This is a genomic window from Brevundimonas pishanensis, assembly GCF_022750635.1.
In the GTDB taxonomy this organism is placed as follows: Bacteria; Pseudomonadota; Alphaproteobacteria; order Caulobacterales; family Caulobacteraceae; genus Brevundimonas; species Brevundimonas pishanensis.
In genome coordinates this window covers 218974-236290 of record NZ_JAJKBG010000001.1, presented here as the reverse complement: position 1 = coordinate 236290, position 17317 = coordinate 218974, and the positions used below count along the sequence as shown (strand labels likewise).

Genomic DNA, 17317 nt, shown 5'->3' with positions numbered 1-17317 from the left:
GCTTCGGGAGATATGGTCAAATCGGGTTCCAGCTACGGCATCATGCTCCGCGCCGCCTCGGCGCTGTGCTTTTCGCTGAGCTTCGGCCTGATGAAATGGGGCGCGACTCTGGAGCCTGTGGCCGCCAGCGAGATGGTTTTCTACCGCGCCCTGTTCGGTCTTCCGGTGGTTCTCTTATGGATCGTCGGCCAGAAGACCGGCCTTGATGCGATCAAAACCAAGCGCCCGCTCGTTCACCTGTGGCGTTGCGCGCTCGGGGTCTCGGGTATTTTCCTGATCTTCGAGGGCATTAAACATCTGGCCTTGGCCGATGCGACGACCATCGGCTTCACCGCCCCGATCTTTGCCACTTTGCTTTCTATCCTGTTCCTGAAGGAAAAAGTGGGCCTGCATCGCTGGGTCGCCATTCTGATCGGCTTCATAGGCGTGATGGTGGTGGTGCGTCCGGGGGCAGCAGGAGCGCCGCCGCTTGTCGGGTTGCTGTTTGCGCTGTGCGGGGCCTTTGTGGCCGCCTCGGTCACCGTGACGTTACGACAGTTGGGAAAAACCGAGAGTGCGACTTCGATTGTCTTCTGGTTCTTTATCGCCTGCGCGGTCGCAGGCGGCACTGTGGCGCTGTTCAACGGCCATCCCCACACCCTGGCCGTCATGGCGATATTGGCGGCGGGAGGCCTTACGGGGGGCTTTGCCCAGATGCTGATGACCAACTCGTTGCGACATGCGCCGGTGTCGACGCTGGCACCGCTAGATTATCTACAAATGGTGGGCGCGGTGCTGCTGGGCTGGATGCTGATGTCGGACGTGCCTACGACCGCAACATTGGCTGGCGCGTCGTTGATTGCCGCCAGCGGCCTCTATACGGCATGGCGCGAGCGCGTACGCCATCGCGAGATCACCCCACCGAGCGCCAACGCGAGCGTTTAGTCAGGCGTTTTCGGGGATCATTTCCAGCAACAACCTGCGCCACGGCTGGACGCTGGATGGGGGATTGCTGGCAAGCGTGCGCAGATCGCGGCGCAGCGGGTGATCCAGCGGGGGTGTCACCATCGCCCATGACACGGCGTTTTTGGTCGGGATTTTCTCGCGCGCGACCACGCGGATGTCCTCGTGACGCTCGTCAAAATGCAGATGGATCATCAGAAGATCGAGCGCCGCAGGTGCCCCTTCCAGCATCTGGAAGAAGTAGCCGTTCTCGTGCACCAGTACGCCGGTGATCTGTGCGCTCTTGTTACGGAACGCAGAAACCGCGACGAGATCCTCCAACTGTGCTTCGAGCGCAGCTTGGTCGAGGGTGCATCGACTGATGTAGACCAGACATTCCAGATTTTTCATCACGCCAATACACCCCCCGATCGACCCGAGAGAGTTCGATCTTTCAGGCTATTTGCCTGTCGAACCGAACCCTCCCTCGCCACGTAGGGTCTCGTCAAGGGTATCCGTAACAACGATATGACATTGTTCGTGTCGCGCGATGACCATTTGAGCAATTCGCTCGCCGCGACGGATTTCAAACGACACCTGACCGTGGTTGATCAAGATGACGCCAAGTTCTCCACGATAGTCGCTGTCGATTGTGCCGGGCGAATTCAGGGTCGTGATACCGTGCTTCAGTGCCAAACCTGAACGCGGACGCACTTGCGCCTCAAAGCCGGGTTCAAGAGCGATCTTCAAACCCGTAGGTACCAGAACCCGCGCACCGGGTTGCAGGGTGATCACTTCGTCCGCACCAATCGCTGCGCGAAGGTCCATCCCCGCTGACCCCGGCGTCTCATAGGCCGGAAGTGCCAGACCTTCGGCGTGCGGCAGGGGCAGGATACGCAAGGTGCTCATTGAGGATTTGCCTTGAAGTGTTCGACGATATGTTGGGCCAGACGGTTGGCGATGTCGGTTTTGGACTGACGCGCCCAGCTTTCGCTGCCGTCGCGGGTAAACAGGGTGACGGCATTGCCGTCCGAGCCAAAGACGTCCTGGCTGACGTCATTACCGACAATCCAGTCACAGCCCTTGCGCGACAGCTTGGCCTTCGCATTGGCCTCGAGGTCCGATGTCTCGGCGGCAAAACCGATGACCAGCTTGGGTCGCGACGGGCCCGATTTGGAAACGGCTGCCAGAATATCCGGATTTTCGATCAGTTGCAGGGCAGGGGGGCCGCCGCCTGGCACCTTTTTGATCTTGCCCGTGGCTACGCCGTCAACACGCCAGTCGGCGACCGCAGCGCTCATGACGGCAATATCGACGGGAGATGATTTCAACTCGCCCTCTACCGCGGCCAGCATCTCGGTCGCGGCTTCCACCGGAATGCGGCGCACCCCTGCAGGCGGGTTCAGAAAGACCGGACCCGACACCAGAGTGACCTCGGCCCCCAACTCGGCCAGTGCGGCGGCGACGGCATAGCCCTGTTTGCCGCTGGAGCGGTTGGTCAGGCCGCGAACGGGGTCGATGGCCTCAAAGGTAGGGCCTGCGGTGATGACAGCCTTGCGTCCGGCCAAGGGCTTGCTGTCCGACAGCGCGGCCGCAATGGCATCAAGGATAGCGGCCGGTTCGGCCATGCGGCCAAACCCGAACTCCCCACATGCCATTTCGCCCTGATCTGGACCAACGAAGGCACCGCGGTGAAATCCGTCAAACGATTTGAGCTTGGAGACATTGGCTTGAACCGCTGGATGTTCCCACATCCGCACATTCATAGCCGGTGCCCACAGGGTCTTCTTGTCGGTCGCCAAAAGGGTCGTCGAGGCCAGATCGTCGGCCATGCCATTGGCAGCCTTGGCTATCAGCCCCGCTGTCGCCGGGGCCACCACAACCAGATCGGCCCAGCGCGACAGTTCGATGTGTCCCATCGCCGTTTCGTCTTCGGGCATGAACAGGTCTTGGCGAACCGAATGTCCGCTGAGCGCGGCCAGAGACATAGGGGTGACAAACTCTGCGCCAGCCTTGGTCAGCAGGGTCATAACCTCACCGCCGGACTTCTTGATCAGCCGCACCAACTCCAGCGACTTATAGGCAGCGATACCGCCACCAATGATCAGCAGAACGCGGCGGCCAAGAAGGGTCGGATTGCTCATAGTGCGTGTTTAGACGCAGAACATGACCGCGTCGAGACAAGCCTTCGGTCCCGAGCGTTGCCATATCCCCAAATATCCTATTAAGAATAACGTTGATATTCAGGGGGTGGGTGTAGTGAAAAAACGAGTGGTTATCGGGGCGACTGTATTCGTGGCCCTTGGTCTTGTGGCTTGCGACAACGGGGGCTCGGCGGTCGAAACGCGAGAACGCCCCCAGGCGCTGGCGGCTGTAGAAACAGCACAGATCCCGGCACCTGCGCCCATGGTGCAGACGCCCGCCCCCGCCAATGCTCCGGCAGAAGCCGCCGTTGTTCTGACCTCCAATCGCAGCGAAACTGCGGGGGCCAAAGCGGTGCGACTGTTTGAGCGTAACGGTGCCGATTTCGGCTCGACCAGCGCCGAGGACTATCTGGCCAAGGCCAAGCAGTTCACCAAGTCACCTCCTGCTGATGCCGAGAAAATCAGCAGACCCAACGGCGACGTGCTGATCTATCAGGCGCGCACCAACACCTTCGCCGTCGTGGACAAGCGCGGGGTCGTCCGCACCATGTTCAAACCCTCGAACGGTGCCGACTACTGGGAACGGCAGAAGTCGACCGCCGGAAGCTTTAACCGCTAAGGCTTATGCGGCGTCGAACGTAAGAGGCGCACCCCAGAACTGGGCGATGAGGTCCGACTGCGGTCCCGGCTGGCCGGTGGTCAGGAAGGTGCGACGTCCGGTATTGCCCAGATCATATTCGGGGTGACGCTCGAAATAACGTTCCAGACTGTCGGCTACAGCGGTGGGCTGGCTGATGACCTGCACACCCTCGGGCAGAGTCTCTGCGAACAGATTGGCGACGATCTCATAGTGGGTGCAGCCCAGAATGGCCTTGTCCGGATGGCGACCGATGCGACGACGCAGCGAGTCCACATGGTCACGCACGACCACGCGCAGCTCTTCCTCCGGTGCGCCTAGTTCGATCAGACCCGCGAGACCGGGGCAGGGCTCGGTAAAGACGGCAAGGTCGGTGCGGCGCTTGTCGATCTCGATCTCGTACACGCGGCTCATGGCAGTGGCAGCGGTGCAGAAGATGCCGGTGATGTCGATGGCTTCTTTCTTCTCGCCCTCGAGGCGACCGTCACGCTCGGCCTCGTAGGACCAGGGCAGGCCGGTGGCGGCTTCGATAGTTGGCACGATGATACCCAGCACATTGACCGGACGGCTCAGCTCTTCGCGAAGACCGGGGATCCATGTCTGTTGCAGGCGGCGTAGTGCAATGGCCGAAGCCGTATTGCACGCCAGAACCACCACAGAGGCACCCGCGCGGAACAGGGTCTCGCAACCTTCGCGCGTCAGCTCGACGATTTCTTCGCCGCCACGCCCGCCATAAGGCGCATTGGCCTGGTCGCCCAAATAGATGAAATCCCGCTCCGCAAATCGGGACACGAGTTCACGGTGGACCGTCAATCCACCCACGCCGGAGTCAAAAACGCCTATCGCCATATGCGGCCTTTAGACCTCAAGGGTTTCGCCGTCCATCACTTCGCATTACACCCAAGTCGTAATCGCCGCGATCTCTGGATAGCGCGCGTATGATTTAATCAGGTTGGGAGAGACCGGATGCACAGACGCCACCTTCTTATCGGAGGCGCCAGCCTCTTTGCTCTGGCTGGCTGCGCCGCAGCAGGAACGGATTTGGGGGGCTCGATGAGCCAAGCCGCATCGGCGAACGAGATCGCCGTCGCCCGCGCTGTTTTGCCGACCACCGCGCCGAAGGCTGAACTACTGCAAGTCTGGACCGGCCCGTTCGAAGGCGTGCCGCCGTGGGACAAGGTCACCCCGGCCAAGCTGCGCGAAGCCATCATCGAAGGCATCGAACTGCGCCGTGCCGAAATCAACGCCATCGCCAACAATCCGGAACCGGCGACCTTCGCCAACACCTCGGTGGCGATGCAGCTGTCGGGTGAGGCGCTGGGCCGGTCAATGGCCCTGTTCGGCGTCATGACCTCGAACATTGGCTCGGCCGATTTCCGCACGCTTGAGCGCGAACTGTCGCCGATGCTGTCGGCTGCCAGCGACGAAACGACCTTCAACGAAGCTCTGTTCGCCCGCATCAAGCACGTTCACGAAACGGCCGCTGCTGCCGGCCTGAGCGCTGAACAGGCCCGTATCGCCGAGCGTTCGTACAACAGCTTCGTGCGCAACGGTGCGGCACTGAACGCTGCCGGCAAGGCAGAACTGGGCCGTATCAACACCGCCCTGTCGAACGCCTTCACCACCTTCGGCCAGAAGGTTGTCGAGGACGAAAAGACCTACATCCACGTCACTGACGAAGCCAAGCTGGCGGGTCTGTCGGCAGGCGACAAGGCCGCGGCGGCGGCTGCTGCACGCGCCAACAACCTGAGCGGCTGGGCGATCACCAACACCCGCTCCAGCGTGGATCCCTTCCTGTCGTTCGGTGACGACCGCGCCATGCGCGAACAGGTCTGGCGTAAATTCGTCAACCGCGGCGACAATGGCGATGCGAACGACACCAACGCCACCATCGCCCAGATCGTCGCCCTGCGTGACCAGCGCGCCAAGCTGCTGGGCTTCAAGAACCACGCCGAATGGCGCATGCAGGACACCATGGCCAAGACCCCGGCGGCGGCCATGGAACTGATGGAACGCGTCTGGGCTCCGGCCAAGGCCCGCGTCGCCGAAGAAGTCGCTGACATGAAGGCGATTGCCGGTCACGACATCGAGCCGTGGGACTATCTGTACTACGCAGAGAAGGTCCGTAAGGCGAAGTACGACCTCGACCAGAACGAGATCAAACCGTACCTCGAACTGAACAACGTCAAGCGCGGCGCCTTCTACATGGCCGAGCGCCTGTACGGCTTCACCTTCCACAAGATCACCGACGGTTCGGTGCCGGTCTTCCATCCGGACGTCGAAGTGTTCGAGGTCAAGAACAAGTCGGACGGCTCGCACGTCGGCCTGTTCTATTCGGACGACTTCGCCCGTCCGGGCAAGCGTTCGGGCGCATGGGCGACGACCTATCGCTCATACTCGTCGTATGACGGCGTGAAGAATGTTCTGGCCTCGAACAACAACAACTTCATCAAGGCTCCGTCGGGCCCGCTGCTGATCTCGCTGGACGATGCTGAGACCCTGTTCCACGAGTTCGGCCATGCCCTGCACTCGCTGTCGTCCAAGGTCCGCTATCCGGCTCTGGCCGGTACGCCGCGCGACTACGTCGAATATCCGTCGCAGGTTCACGAGCACTGGGTGCTGTCGCGTCCGATCATCGACGGCTTCCTCAAGCACGTCGAAACCGGCCAGCCGATGCCGCAAGCGCTGGTCGAGAAGATCGAGGCCGCCTCGACCTTCAATCAGGGCTACGCCACGGTGTCCTACCTGTCGTCGGCTCTGGTCGACATGGACCTGCACACCCAGGCGACCCCGCCGACCGACATCGACGCTTTCGAGCGTGAATCCCTCGCACGCCTCGGCATGCCGAAGGAGATCGTGATGCGTCACCGTCTGCCGCAGTTCAACCACCTGTTCACCTCGGATGCCTACTCGGCAGGCTACTATTCCTACCTGTGGTCCGAAGTGATGGACGCTGACACCTGGGCCTATTTCGAAGAGTCCGGAGACGTGTTCAATCCGGTGATCGGTGCCAAGTACAAGGAGATCATCCTGTCCGAAGGCAACACCACGGATCGCGGCGAAGCCTACCGCCGCTTCCGTGGCCGTAACCCGGATGTGGCTGCCCTTCTGAAGGTGCGTGGCTTCCCGACCCACTAAGTCGGAATGACCATATGAACGGCCGGTGGATGTCTTCACCGGCCGTTCTCTTTTGCGCAAAGGCGGCGTAGCGTCGGGCAAACCTAAGGGCCTGCCATGACTGTCGTCGCCTCATATGTTTATCGAAACGGCAAGCGGGTGCGGGAAGCGCCCCTGACCCCCGAAGGTCTGGCCCTCGGTGACGGCGAGTTCGTCTGGATCGGTCTGTTCGAGCCCACGACCGAGGAAATGGAGGCGCTGGTCCAGCGGTTTCAACTGCACCACCTCGCCGTCGAGGACAGCCTGACCGCGCACCAACTCCCCAAGCTCGAGGTTTATGGCACCGGTCTGTTTGTGGTCACGCGAACGGCGCGCGAGCATGATGACGAGATCATCTACGGCGAGACGCATATCTTTCTGGGAAAGAACTACGTCATCACCATCCGGCACGGATCGGCGCGCGGACATACCCAGCTCAGGCAACAGCTGGAGGCCGCGCCACTTCTTCTGCGACACGGCCCGGACCTGATCCTTCATGGTGTTTTGGATTTCATCGTCGACGGCTATCTGCCGATCGTCGACGCGATCGAAGACAGGGTGCTGGAGTTCGAACAGACGACGCTAAATCGCTTCCTGTCCCGTCAGGACATCACGTCCCTGTTCCAGCTACGTCGCCAGCTGCTGAAGTTCACTCGTGTTCTCGGTCCGATGGAAGAATTGGCCAACCGCCTGGGCACTCTTGATTTGCCGGGCATCGACAAGGATGTCAGGCCCTATTTCAGGGACGTCACCGACCACGTCCGCCGGGTGTCCAGCAGGGCAGGGGGCTTGCGCGAAATCTTGTTGTCCGTGTTCGACCTGTCCAGCCTGCTCGAGCAGCAGCGCCAGGGTATCATCACCCGAAAGCTCGCGGCATGGGCGGCCATACTGGCGACCCCCACGGCGATCGCCGGCATCTACGGCATGAACTTCCAGCATATGCCTGAACTGAGCTGGACTTGGGGTTATCCGGCGGCTCTGCTGCTGATGCTGGCCGTGTGCAGCGGCCTTTACATCAGCTTCAAAAAGTCCGGCTGGCTTTAGGCATGAAAAAAAGGCACCGCCCGATTAGGGGCGATGCCTTTGCGTCCCGTCGATTGGAGGCGGGGAGACGGGACGGTTACTTAACCTTCTAGGACAACGCTTACAGACTGGCGGGAGCCTTACCCTTCGTTGGTACGATTGGCGGCGTATTCAATGGTGCGGGCCGAGCGCGACTGGACGTAGGCCATGCGCAGCGGCTCCGGCAGACGCTCAAGCGCTTCTTCACGAACGGCTTGCTTGCAGGACAGTCCGCGAAGCCCGCGCTGCTCACCGCAAAGCGTGCGGGCGGCCTTTCGCACGTCTTGCTCGAAGCGGGCGGCACCGGCGGGCGTGCCGATATCGTTGGTGCTGATGGTGATCTGGGCGTGGGCCGAGGTGGCCAGAAGAGCGGCGGCGGCCGCAAGCGATACGATCTTGATCATTGGGCGTTTCCAGCTTGTTGGAGTGGTCATCTGTACTGGCTGCCCTTGTGTCCCATGACGTTGAAGTTGAAATGACAGCTCTATGGTATAATTCGGACCAATCTATAATTCTTGCTCATGATTACTTATCTTACATGAAATCAATGCAATATTACCGTCATGTAATATCTCTAAATATGTTGCGGTCGCATCTGAATGCTCTTCTCGGTGGCGGCGGGACTCCTGAGTCGACACGGGCTTGAAAATGAGGCATAAGCCCCCACTTCCGGCGCAAGTGAAACTCGCGTCTCCACCTGCACGACAGCTCTTTGTTTGTTGTGCTACCGCGCTACCGCGCTACTTGAGCACGTTTTACAGGGCTCAGGTTTTGACGGTGGTCCTTGGGTCTTTCGGGGCTCAAGTAGGCCGATAGGCCGGTAGCTCCAGCATCGAGAACGAGGCAGGCGAGAACCCTCTGTCGACGTGTTACGTCCACAGAGGTCGTTGTCGTATGGAGCCGACCTAACCGCCCGCCATGGATTTGAGGTTTTGAATGTTTGATGCTCTGAACGAGCGGCTGACAGGCGTATTTGACCGGATTACCGGCCGCGGCGCGCTGTCCGAAAAGGACGTCGAAGAGGCCCTGCGCGAAGTTCGCGTGGCCCTGCTCGAAGCCGACGTTGCCCTGCCGGTCGTCAAGGACTTCATCAGCCGCGCCAAGGAACAGGCGACGGGCGAGGAAGTCATCCGTGCGGTTAAGCCCGCGGATCAGGTCATCAAGATCGTTTACGACGGCCTCGTCGAAATGCTGGGCGGCGAAGAGCCGGTTCCGCTGAACACCAATGCCACCCCGCCTGCGGTCATCCTGATGGCCGGTCTGCAAGGCTCGGGTAAGACCACCACCTCGGCCAAGCTGGCCCTGCGTCTGTCGAAGTTCGACCGCAAGAAGGTGATGATGGCCTCGCTGGACACCCGTCGTCCGGCCGCAATGGAACAGCTGGCCACGCTGGGCCAACAGATCGAAGTGGCGACCCTGCCGATCGTGGCGGGTGAAAGCGCCGTCCAGATCACCCGTCGCGCCCTGCAATCGGCAAAGCTGCAAGGCTTTGACGTCCTGATCCTCGACACCGCCGGCCGCATCACGCTCGACGAAGCGCTGATGAACGAAGTCGCCGAAGTGGCCGAGATCGCCAAGCCGATCGAGACCCTGCTGGTCGCCGACAGCCTGACGGGTCAGGACGCCGTACGTACCGCATCGGCCTTTAACGAGCGTCTGCCGCTGACGGGTCTGATCCTGACCCGCGCGGACGGTGACGGCCGTGGCGGTGCCATGCTGTCGATGCGAGCCGTTACCGGCCTGCCGATCAAATACATGGGTGCCGGCGAAAAGGTCGACGCTCTGGATGTCTTTGACGCCCGCCGTGTCGCTGGCCGCATCCTCGGTCAGGGCGATATCGTCGCGCTGGTCGAAAAGGCTGCGGGTGAGCTGGATCAGGCCAAGGCCGAGAAGATGGCCCGCAAACTGGCCAAGGGCCAGTTTGATCTGGACGATCTCGCAGGCCAACTGAACCAGATGAAGAAGATGGGCGGTCTGCAGGGCATCATGGGCCTGCTGCCGGGTGTCGCCAAGCTGAAGAACCAGATGGCCGACAACAACATCTCGGACAAGCTGATCGATCGCCAGCTGGCTGTCATCTCCTCGATGACAAAGGCCGAGCGAAAGAAACCCGACCTGCTGAACGCGAGCCGTAAAAAGCGTATCGCCGCCGGTTCGGGCGTAGAGGTTCAAGACATCAACCGTCTGCTCAAGCAGCACCGTCAGATGTCGGACATGGTCAAGTCGCTGTCCAAGGGCGGTGGCAAGAACCTGCAAAAGATGGCGGCCATGATGGGCGGTTTGCCCGGCATGGGCGGCGGCGGTGCCGACATGGCCCGCTTGAAAGCACTGGGCGGCGGCAAGATGCCGGAACCCAGCGCAGACGAATTGAAAGCCCTTCAGGACCGCATGGCCGGCCTGGGTGGCGGACAACTTCCGGGGGGGCTTCCGGGTCTTCCGGGCTTCCCCAAAAAATAACTGACTTTCCTAGAAAGAGACTAAAATGCTGAAGATCCGTCTGGCCCGTGGTGGCTCCAAGAAGCGTCCTTACTACCACATCGTGATCGCCGACGCCCGTTCGCCGCGCGATGGTAAGTTCCTCGAGAAGGTTGGCTCGTACAACCCGATGCTGCCGAAGGACGGCGAGACCCCGCGCGTTTCGCTGAAGGTCGAGCGCATCAACGAGTGGCTGGTCAAGGGCGCTCAGCCGACCGACCGCGTTGCTCGCTTCCTGTCGCAAGACGAAGTTCTGGGCGAAAAGGTCAAGTGGGTCCAGGGCAACAACCCGAAGAAGGGTACCCCGGGCAAGAAGGCTCAAGAACGCGTTGCTGAACGCGCTCAACGCGAAGCTGACCGTCTGGAAGCCGAAGCTGCTGCCAAGGCTGAAGCTGAAGCCGCTGCTGCTGCTGCCGCCGCTGCTCCGGCTGAAGAAGCCCCGGCTGCTGAAGCTGCTGCTGAAGAAACCACCGAAGCCTAATTCCGGCTTCATCGGTATCTTCGATGATTTAAGGAAGGCAGCGTCCGCAAGGGCGCTGCTTTTCTGCTATCTGGACGACAGTTGAACCAAGGAGCCCCGAGTTGAGCGGCGACGACAAATACATTCTGGTGGCCCAGATCGGCGGCGCATTCGGTGTGAAGGGCGAGGTGAAGATCACCGCCTATACCGCCGATGCCCAGTCGCTGAAGACCTATTCGCCCCTGCTGGATGCCAAGGGCCAGCCGGCGCTGACCATCATCTCGGCCCGTCCGGACAAACACGGTCTGGTCGCCAAGGTGAAAGAGCTAACCACCAAGGAAGAGGCGGACGCTGCGCGCGGCCGCAAGCTCTACGTCCACCGCGACCAACTGCCGGACACCGACGAGGACGAGTTCTACCTCACCGACCTAATCGGTCTGGAAGGCCGTGACGCTGACGACAAGGTCATCGGCAAGGTGAAGGCGGTTCAGAACTTCGGTGCCGACGATATGCTGGAGATCACTCCGGCCGAAGGGGGTCCGACGTGGTATCTGCCGTTCACCAAAGAGGCGGCCCCCGAGATCAAAATCGCCGAGGGCTGGCTGAGGGTCATTCGCCCTGTCGAGACCAGCGAGCGCGATCCGGACTAATTAAAGAGGGGGCGTCGGAGTGATCCGACGCCCCTTTTCTTGGCGCGAAAGCCGCAGCTTATGCGTCTTCGACCGGCGCATCGCCGACGTATTTTTTGATCGACTCGATGGCGCGCTTGGCTCCCGACTTGTCCGAATAGCCTTCGGTCGAGAAGATCACTTCCGAATTGTACTTAAAGCGCACGCGGTACTCGCCGGCTTTGTCCTGATAGACTTCGAACTTGTGAGCCATGGCTGTCTCCTTGGGATGTCACCGTTATCGGTCGCTCGCCAAGGTGACATGTCCCCAAAGGCTGTAAAGCCCCCGAATGTAAAGCTTGGCTATGGGCGCTTGAAGACCAGCAAGGCCGCAAACCCGACCATCAGTCCCCAGAAGGCCGACCCGATACCCCACAACGCCAGCCCTGATGCCGTGCAGACAAAGGTGAGCGCGGCAGCCTCGCGGTGGGTGTCGTCCTTGTAAACACCCGCCAGCGCGCTGGTCAGCGGGGCCAGCAGCGCCAGCCCCGTCACGCTGGCCAGCACATGCGTAGGCATGGCGACAAAGAGTTGGACCAGCGGCGGGATAAACAGTGCGACGACCAGATAGAGCGCGCCATAGATAACGCCCACTTTCCAACGCTGGGTGGCATCAGGATGGGCATCGTCACCGGTGCAGATCGCGGCGGTGATGGCAGCCAGATTAACCCCGTGTGCTCCGAAAGGGGCGGTAAGCGTGCTGGATAGTCCGCCCCAGAAGATCAGCCTGTTGGCAGGCGGCTCATATCCTGCCGCCTTCAACACCACGAGGCCGGGAAGGTTCTGGGAGGCCAGGGTGACAAGATAGAGCGGTAGGGCCAGACCCACCGCTGCCCTCCAGTCGAAAATCGGCATCGTTGGCGACAGTCGCGTCAGCACGCCTGCCTCGAACGGCACGGGCAACTGGCCCCGCCACGCCAGTACGGCAAAAGCGGCCACCAGCACCGCAGGCACAGCCCATGTCGCGGCAAGCCTTTTGATAATCAGGGACAGGCCGATCAGGCCGATCACCAGAACGGGGTCAACCGGCACTGCCTGCAATAGCTTGATGCAGAAAGGCAGGAGCACGCCGGCCAACATGCCGGAGGCGATGCCCGAGGGAATGCGCCCCGCCATCCGGCCCAGAACCGGCACCAGTCCCGTCGCCACCATCATCAGGCCTGCCAGCACAAAGGCCCCGACAGCTGTTGCCCAGTCATATCCGGCGCTGGTTGTGGCCAGAAGCGCGGCCCCCGGCGTGGACCAAGCCATGACCACCGGCATCTTCAACCGCCAGCTTAGAACCGCGCCTGTAACACCGATCCCGAGTGTCAGGGCCGCCAGCATGGAAATGATCTGGGCGGGCGAGGCCCCCAGGGTCTGTCCGGCCTGAACGACCAGAGCGACCGTGCCGCCAAACCCGACAACAACCGCGACCACAGCGGCAGAGAAAGACGCAGGCGGAAGACTACGCATACCGGTGGCCGCGGCCCTTCAACAGTTTATCCAGCGACAGGGCACCCGCTCCTCCCGATGCCAGACACAGGCCGACAAATATGAGAATGGCAGGCGGAAAAAGTTGGCGGAAATCCTGTCCGACGCCGGCCAGCAGAACGACGGCGGCGACAAAGTTGGCAGCCAGCAGCAGGCCGGCCCATCGGGTCCAAAGCCCCGGTATCAAAAGCACGCCAACGATAAACTGCGCCCACACAGAAACCGGCGCGGAAACGGGGGGCAGGGGACAACGGATGGACGTCAGGAACTGCTCGAACTCGGCCATCCGGGCGGCGGAGGTGATGTTGTCCCACACGCCATAGATCAAAAACGCCCCGAGAAAGAGGCGCAGCGCCAGCAGCGTCAGATCATGAAACCTCGACAATCCACTCGGCACTGCACCCTCCCTTCCCCGTAAGGGGTGATTAGACTTCCATATCGTCCGGCAGGCCGACGGCGTGGAAACCGGCGTCCACGTGAACCACTTCACCGGTGGTCGAGCGACCCAGATCCGAGGTCAGCCACAGGGCGGCGCCAGCGACGCCTTCCATCGAGGTCTCTTCCTTGATCAGCGAGAACTGGGCCGACTTGGAGTGAAGGCCACGGCCACCCGAGATGCCCGCCAGCGACAGGGTACGCATGGCACCGGCCGAGATGGCGTTGACGCGGATGTTCTTCGGGCCCAGGTCACGGGCGATGTAGCGGGTTGCCGCTTCAAGGCCGGCCTTGGCAACACCCATGGTGTTGTAGTTCGGGATGACGCGTTCCGAGCCGAGGTAGGTCAGGGTGATCATCGAGCCACCGTTCGGCATCAGTTCAGCCGAGCGACGGGCGACGTCGACGAAGCTGAATACCGAGATGTTCATGGCCAGCAGGAAGCTGTCGCGGGTGGTGTTCTCGACGAACGAGCCTTGCAGTTCGTTCTTGTTGGCGAAGGCTACCGAGTGAACCACGAAGTCGATCTCGCCGAAGGTTTCCTTCAGCGCGGCAAAGGCGGCGTCCATCGAGGCGTCGTCCGAGACGTCGCACGGAATGATGGCCTTGGCACCGACGCTTTCGGCCAGCGGGCGCACGCGGCGCTCTAGGCTTTCACCCAGATATGTGAAGGCCAGTTCCGCACCCTGAGCCGCCAGTTGGGAAGCGATGCCCCATGCGATCGAGTTGGAGTTGGCAACGCCCATGATCAGGCCCTTCTTGCCCTTCATCAGCTCGCCCGTAGGCATATCCCAACCATCAGCCATGGTGTGTCTCCTGGAAATCCAAATCTGTTGTCCGTCTTTTGGACGCGCCCGCCCGTACTGACAAGACGCAGGGTCAAGATAGAGGGCTGGCTTTGACCGCAGACAGGACTAGATTGTCTCTATGAGCCTTGATCCGACGACCGAGCCGCCCTTGGCGGGGCCCGTCTTCTGGGACCGCCGCGAACTGGACCAGCTACTGCGCGTCTATGGCCGCATGGTCGCGCAGGGCGAGTGGCGCGACTATGCAATGGCCGGGCTCAAGGACGCTGCAGAGTTCGCCGTTTTCCGCCGCCACGGCGATGCACCGGCCTATCGCGTGGAAAAGCGCCCGTTGCTTCGCCTGAAACAAGGCCAATATGCCGTGATGGGCGAGAGCGGAATGGTGCTGAAGCGCGGCCGCGAATTGGCTCAGGTGCTGAAGGTTTTCGACAGCCGTAAGTTCACTGTGGTGGAATAAAAAAGCCCCCGCCGGTTGGCAGGGGCTTTCTCGTATCAGGACTTCGGCGCGCTCAAGTCGGCGGCGACCGCGTCGCCGCACAGCGCACTTAAAACCTATTCGCGCTGGCCGAGGAAGGCGAGCAGGAACTGGAACAGGTTCACGAAGTTGATGAACAGGCTCAGGGCACCGAAGCCGGTCGCCACGCCCAGAGCTTGCTGGTCGCCGCCCAGAGCGTAGTAGGTCATCTTCAGACGCTGGGTGTCATAGGCGATCAGGCCAGCGAAGATCAGAACGCCAAGGCCCGAGATCACCAGATAGAAAATGCCCGACTGAAGGAACATGTTCACCAGCGAGGCGATCACCAAACCGATCACACCCATGATCAGGAAGGTGCCGAAGCCGCTCAGGTCCTTCTTGGTGGTGTAGCCGAACAGGCTGAGGCCTGCGAACGACGCAGCCGTCACGAAGAAGGTGGTTGCCAGCGAACCGCCGGTGTAGCGCAGGAACAGAACGCCCAGACCCGCACCGATGGTCGCAACCACGGCCCAATACAGGATGTTCACGCCACGTGCGGTCGGATTCTTCATGAAGAACATCGAGCCGAACAGCATCACCAGAGGGGCGAACTGTACGACCATGCCGAGCATGGTCAGGCCGACGCGGCCGTCGTCCATGCGTGCGAACAGCAGTTGTTGCACAGCCGGAACGTTGCCGGTGATGTAGGCCAGCACGCCCGCAACAACCAGACCGATGGCCAGCTTGTTGTAAACGCCCAGCATGAAGGCGCGCAGACCGGCGTCGACGGACATGTCCGCCGACTGCGGAAGCGGGCGCGCATAGCCGTTGTTGAAGTCGCTCATCGCGAAATTCGTCTCCCAAATGGTCGGAGTATGCCGACCTTGAAAGAAATATCGGGTCAGGCAGGCTCCTATGCAAGGAAAACCCGCCTTTAACTCGCTTGTTCCAGCCGCTACCAACAGTCGCATGCTCAGACTTTTCACCGCCCTGCACGTCCCCGAACACATCGCCGAGACCCTGCAACGTCGCCAAAGCGGCCTGCCGGGTGCCAAGTGGCGACCGCTGGATCAGCTGCACATCACGCTGGCCTTTTATGGCGATGCGACCGAGCGGCAGGCCGACGATCTGGCGTCCGAACTGGTGCGCGCGGAGGGCCGCGGACCGTTGGATCTGGAACTGAGCGGGGTCGGCGCTTTCGGCGACAACCACCAGAGCCACACCATTTGGGCAGGCGTGAAACCCGACGAGGGGCTGAACCAGCTGGCGGCCCGCTGCAAGTCGGCAGGAGAGCGGGCGGGCCTTCCGCCAGAGCGCCGCGAATACCGTCCGCACGTGACGCTGGCCTATCTGAAACCCCAGACGGACCCTGACCGGACTGGCGCTTGGATTACAGGACACAACCTGCTCCAGTCGCCGCCGATCCGGTTTGAGACGTTTGGCCTCTACTCCAGCGTCCTGACCCGAGATGGCAGTGTCTATACGCTGGAGCGGGAGTATTACCTTTGACGGATTGGCCCCAAGAGGCATGGGCGGGAACGACCGAAACCCGTGTCGGTCCGACGCTGGAAACCGAGCGCCTGATCTTGCGCCCGCCCACGCTGGAGGATTTCCCGCGGTGGTGTGAACTGCTGGCTGATGAAGAAGCCAGCAAATTCATCGGTGGTACCCAGTCCAAGCATCAGGTCTGGCGCACCATGGCCATGGTGGTTGGCATGTGGGCCCTGCACGGTGAGGGCATGTTCTCGCTGCTCGACAAGAAGACAGGCCTGTGGCTGGGCCGCATCGGGCCACTGCATCCCTATGGCTGGCCGGGCAGGGAGGTGGGCTGGAGCCTGCACCCCGACGCTCACGGCAAGGGTTATGCGATGGAGGCAGCCATCGCCACCATCGACTATGCCTTTGGTGTTCTGGGCTGGCGTGACGTCATTCACTGCATCGACCCGCTGAACACGCCATCGGAAAGGGTGGCCCAGCGGCTGGGGGCATACAACATGGGCCCGCGCCCGCTTCCAGCTCCCTTCGACACCCTGACCTGCAATGTCTGGGGTCAGACCAAGGCCGAATGGCAGGTCAACCGCGCACGCCTTGCAGCAGGAACGTAAGCGGAACATAATGCGGGAATGGCCCCTGCCGCTCCCGATATCGAACTCAGCTTTTCACGTCCCGAGACGACCCATGCGGTAACGCGCGGGGCGGCGCGGTTGCTCGCCGACATGGGCTATGCGCCGTTGATGGAGGTGCGCCTTCCGAACGGCCGCCGCGCGGACGTGCTAGCTCTGGGCCGCCGGGGCGACATCATCATCGTCGAGGTGAAATCCGGCATCGACGATTTCCGCGTCGATCGCAAATGGCATGAATATGCGCCTTATTGCGATGCCTTCTATTTCGCTGTCTCGCCGGAGTTTCCCGACGGTGTGCTTCCGGACGAGCCGGGCCTCATCTATGCCGACGGCTTCGGTGGTGCCGTCATCCGGGACGCCGTACCCGAGCCATTAGCCGGCGCCCGCCGCAAAGCCATGCTGATCGCGTTCGCACGGCTCAGCGCGTTCAGGATGCTCAGGAGTGAAGTGTCCTAACGCCAGTGACGCGGTCACTGGCTGTTTGAGGACGTTACGTTGTCCTA

At 61.5% G+C, this 17317-nt stretch carries 21 protein-coding genes; 11 read left to right on the top strand and 10 right to left on the bottom strand.

Annotation, left to right across the window (positions count from 1 at the left end; genetic code table 11):
- Positions 1 to 12 precede the first annotated feature (12 nt).
- The gene (locus LOX95_RS01155) at positions 13 to 924 is read left to right on the top strand and encodes a DMT family transporter (RefSeq protein ID WP_242912455.1); all 912 of its coding nucleotides are present in this window, start codon (positions 13 to 15) and stop codon (positions 922 to 924) included.
- Here the strand turns inward: LOX95_RS01155 and LOX95_RS01150 are convergent, their stop codons facing one another.
- Genes LOX95_RS01150 through coaBC form a run of 3 tightly spaced genes read right to left on the bottom strand, consistent with a single transcriptional unit; the run spans position 925 to position 3065 of the window.
- Positions 925 to 1332: a BLUF domain-containing protein gene (locus LOX95_RS01150; RefSeq protein ID WP_242912454.1), complete on the bottom strand. Its 408-nt coding sequence runs from the start codon at positions 1330 to 1332 to the stop codon at positions 925 to 927.
- Between the two features lie 48 nt (positions 1333 to 1380).
- Positions 1381 to 1830: a dUTP diphosphatase gene (gene dut / locus LOX95_RS01145; protein WP_242912453.1), complete on the bottom strand. Its 450-nt coding sequence runs from the start codon at positions 1828 to 1830 to the stop codon at positions 1381 to 1383.
- A complete protein-coding gene (gene coaBC / locus LOX95_RS01140) occupies positions 1827 to 3065 on the bottom strand; it encodes a bifunctional phosphopantothenoylcysteine decarboxylase/phosphopantothenate--cysteine ligase CoaBC (protein ID WP_242912452.1) in 1239 nt (412 codons plus the stop codon). Before coaBC ends, dut begins: the two co-directional genes overlap by 4 nt.
- Positions 3066 to 3180: 115 nt before the next feature.
- On the opposite strand from coaBC, the gene LOX95_RS01135 reads away from it, so the two are divergent.
- Positions 3181 to 3684 carry an S-type pyocin family protein gene (locus LOX95_RS01135; RefSeq protein ID WP_242912451.1) on the top strand — a complete coding sequence of 168 codons (504 nt, stop codon included), beginning with the start codon at positions 3181 to 3183 and terminating at the stop codon, positions 3682 to 3684.
- A gap of 3 nt (positions 3685 to 3687) precedes the next feature.
- On the opposite strand, the gene LOX95_RS01130 is transcribed toward LOX95_RS01135, so the two are convergent.
- Positions 3688 to 4551, bottom strand: coding sequence for a glutamate racemase (locus tag LOX95_RS01130; RefSeq protein ID WP_242912450.1), 864 nt, complete (start codon positions 4549 to 4551; stop codon positions 3688 to 3690).
- Between the two features lie 117 nt (positions 4552 to 4668).
- On the opposite strand from LOX95_RS01130, the gene LOX95_RS01125 reads away from it, so the two are divergent.
- Entirely contained in the window at positions 4669 to 6840 is a 2172-nt protein-coding gene (locus LOX95_RS01125) for a M3 family metallopeptidase (protein WP_427846558.1), read from the top strand.
- Between the two features lie 96 nt (positions 6841 to 6936).
- A complete protein-coding gene (locus tag LOX95_RS01120) occupies positions 6937 to 7902 on the top strand; it encodes a magnesium and cobalt transport protein CorA (RefSeq protein WP_242912448.1) in 966 nt (321 codons plus the stop codon).
- 119 nt (positions 7903 to 8021) lie between these two features.
- On the opposite strand, the gene LOX95_RS01115 is transcribed toward LOX95_RS01120, so the two are convergent.
- Positions 8022 to 8324 (bottom strand): UrcA family protein, encoded by a 303-nt coding sequence (locus LOX95_RS01115; protein WP_242912447.1) that lies wholly within the window; start codon positions 8322 to 8324, stop codon positions 8022 to 8024.
- A gap of 532 nt (positions 8325 to 8856) precedes the next feature.
- On the opposite strand from LOX95_RS01115, the gene ffh reads away from it, so the two are divergent.
- From ffh to rimM, 3 genes are all read left to right on the top strand, one after another.
- Positions 8857 to 10377, top strand: a complete 1521-nt coding sequence (ffh, locus tag LOX95_RS01110; RefSeq protein ID WP_242912446.1) for a signal recognition particle protein — start codon at positions 8857 to 8859, stop codon at positions 10375 to 10377.
- 25 nt (positions 10378 to 10402) lie between these two features.
- Positions 10403 to 10876, top strand: a complete 474-nt coding sequence (rpsP, locus tag LOX95_RS01105) for a 30S ribosomal protein S16 (RefSeq protein WP_242912445.1) — start codon at positions 10403 to 10405, stop codon at positions 10874 to 10876.
- Positions 10877 to 10977: 101 nt separating this feature from the next.
- Positions 10978 to 11505, top strand: coding sequence for a ribosome maturation factor RimM (gene rimM / locus LOX95_RS01100; RefSeq protein WP_242912444.1), 528 nt, complete (start codon positions 10978 to 10980; stop codon positions 11503 to 11505).
- A gap of 58 nt (positions 11506 to 11563) precedes the next feature.
- On the opposite strand, the gene LOX95_RS01095 is transcribed toward rimM, so the two are convergent.
- The 4 genes from LOX95_RS01095 to LOX95_RS01080 all read right to left on the bottom strand — a co-directional run bounded on the left by LOX95_RS01095 (position 11564) and on the right by LOX95_RS01080 (position 14237).
- Entirely contained in the window at positions 11564 to 11737 is a 174-nt protein-coding gene (locus tag LOX95_RS01095; RefSeq protein ID WP_242912443.1) for a YegP family protein, read from the bottom strand.
- An 89-nt stretch (positions 11738 to 11826) separates the two neighbouring features.
- A complete protein-coding gene (locus LOX95_RS01090; RefSeq protein ID WP_242912442.1) occupies positions 11827 to 12978 on the bottom strand; it encodes a benzoate/H(+) symporter BenE family transporter in 1152 nt (383 codons plus the stop codon).
- Entirely contained in the window at positions 12971 to 13381 is a 411-nt protein-coding gene (locus LOX95_RS01085) for a DoxX family protein (protein WP_242912441.1), read from the bottom strand. The genes LOX95_RS01090 and LOX95_RS01085 overlap by 8 nt, the downstream gene beginning before the upstream one ends.
- Before the next feature lie 40 nt (positions 13382 to 13421).
- Positions 13422 to 14237 (bottom strand): enoyl-ACP reductase FabI, encoded by an 816-nt coding sequence (locus LOX95_RS01080; protein WP_242912440.1) that lies wholly within the window; start codon positions 14235 to 14237, stop codon positions 13422 to 13424.
- A 121-nt stretch (positions 14238 to 14358) separates the two neighbouring features.
- Here LOX95_RS01080 and LOX95_RS01075 point away from each other — a divergent pair, with 121 nt between their 5' ends.
- Complete coding sequence (locus tag LOX95_RS01075) at positions 14359 to 14694, top strand: DUF2794 domain-containing protein (protein WP_242912439.1); 336 nt, start codon at positions 14359 to 14361, stop codon at positions 14692 to 14694.
- 95 nt (positions 14695 to 14789) lie between these two features.
- Here the strand turns inward: LOX95_RS01075 and LOX95_RS01070 are convergent, their stop codons facing one another.
- Positions 14790 to 15536 (bottom strand): Bax inhibitor-1/YccA family protein, encoded by a 747-nt coding sequence (locus LOX95_RS01070; protein WP_242912438.1) that lies wholly within the window; start codon positions 15534 to 15536, stop codon positions 14790 to 14792.
- Positions 15537 to 15660: 124 nt separating this feature from the next.
- On the opposite strand from LOX95_RS01070, the gene thpR reads away from it, so the two are divergent.
- The 3 genes from thpR to mmcB are packed head-to-tail and all read left to right on the top strand — an operon-like array spanning position 15661 to position 17270.
- Positions 15661 to 16200 carry an RNA 2',3'-cyclic phosphodiesterase gene (thpR, locus tag LOX95_RS01065; protein WP_242912437.1) on the top strand — a complete coding sequence of 180 codons (540 nt, stop codon included), beginning with the start codon at positions 15661 to 15663 and terminating at the stop codon, positions 16198 to 16200.
- Positions 16197 to 16796 carry a GNAT family N-acetyltransferase gene (locus LOX95_RS01060; RefSeq protein WP_242912436.1) on the top strand — a complete coding sequence of 200 codons (600 nt, stop codon included), beginning with the start codon at positions 16197 to 16199 and terminating at the stop codon, positions 16794 to 16796. The genes thpR and LOX95_RS01060 overlap by 4 nt, the downstream gene beginning before the upstream one ends.
- Before the next feature lie 18 nt (positions 16797 to 16814).
- Positions 16815 to 17270 (top strand): DNA repair putative endonuclease MmcB, encoded by a 456-nt coding sequence (gene mmcB / locus LOX95_RS01055; RefSeq protein WP_242912435.1) that lies wholly within the window; start codon positions 16815 to 16817, stop codon positions 17268 to 17270.
- Positions 17271 to 17317: the final 47 nt, after the last annotated feature.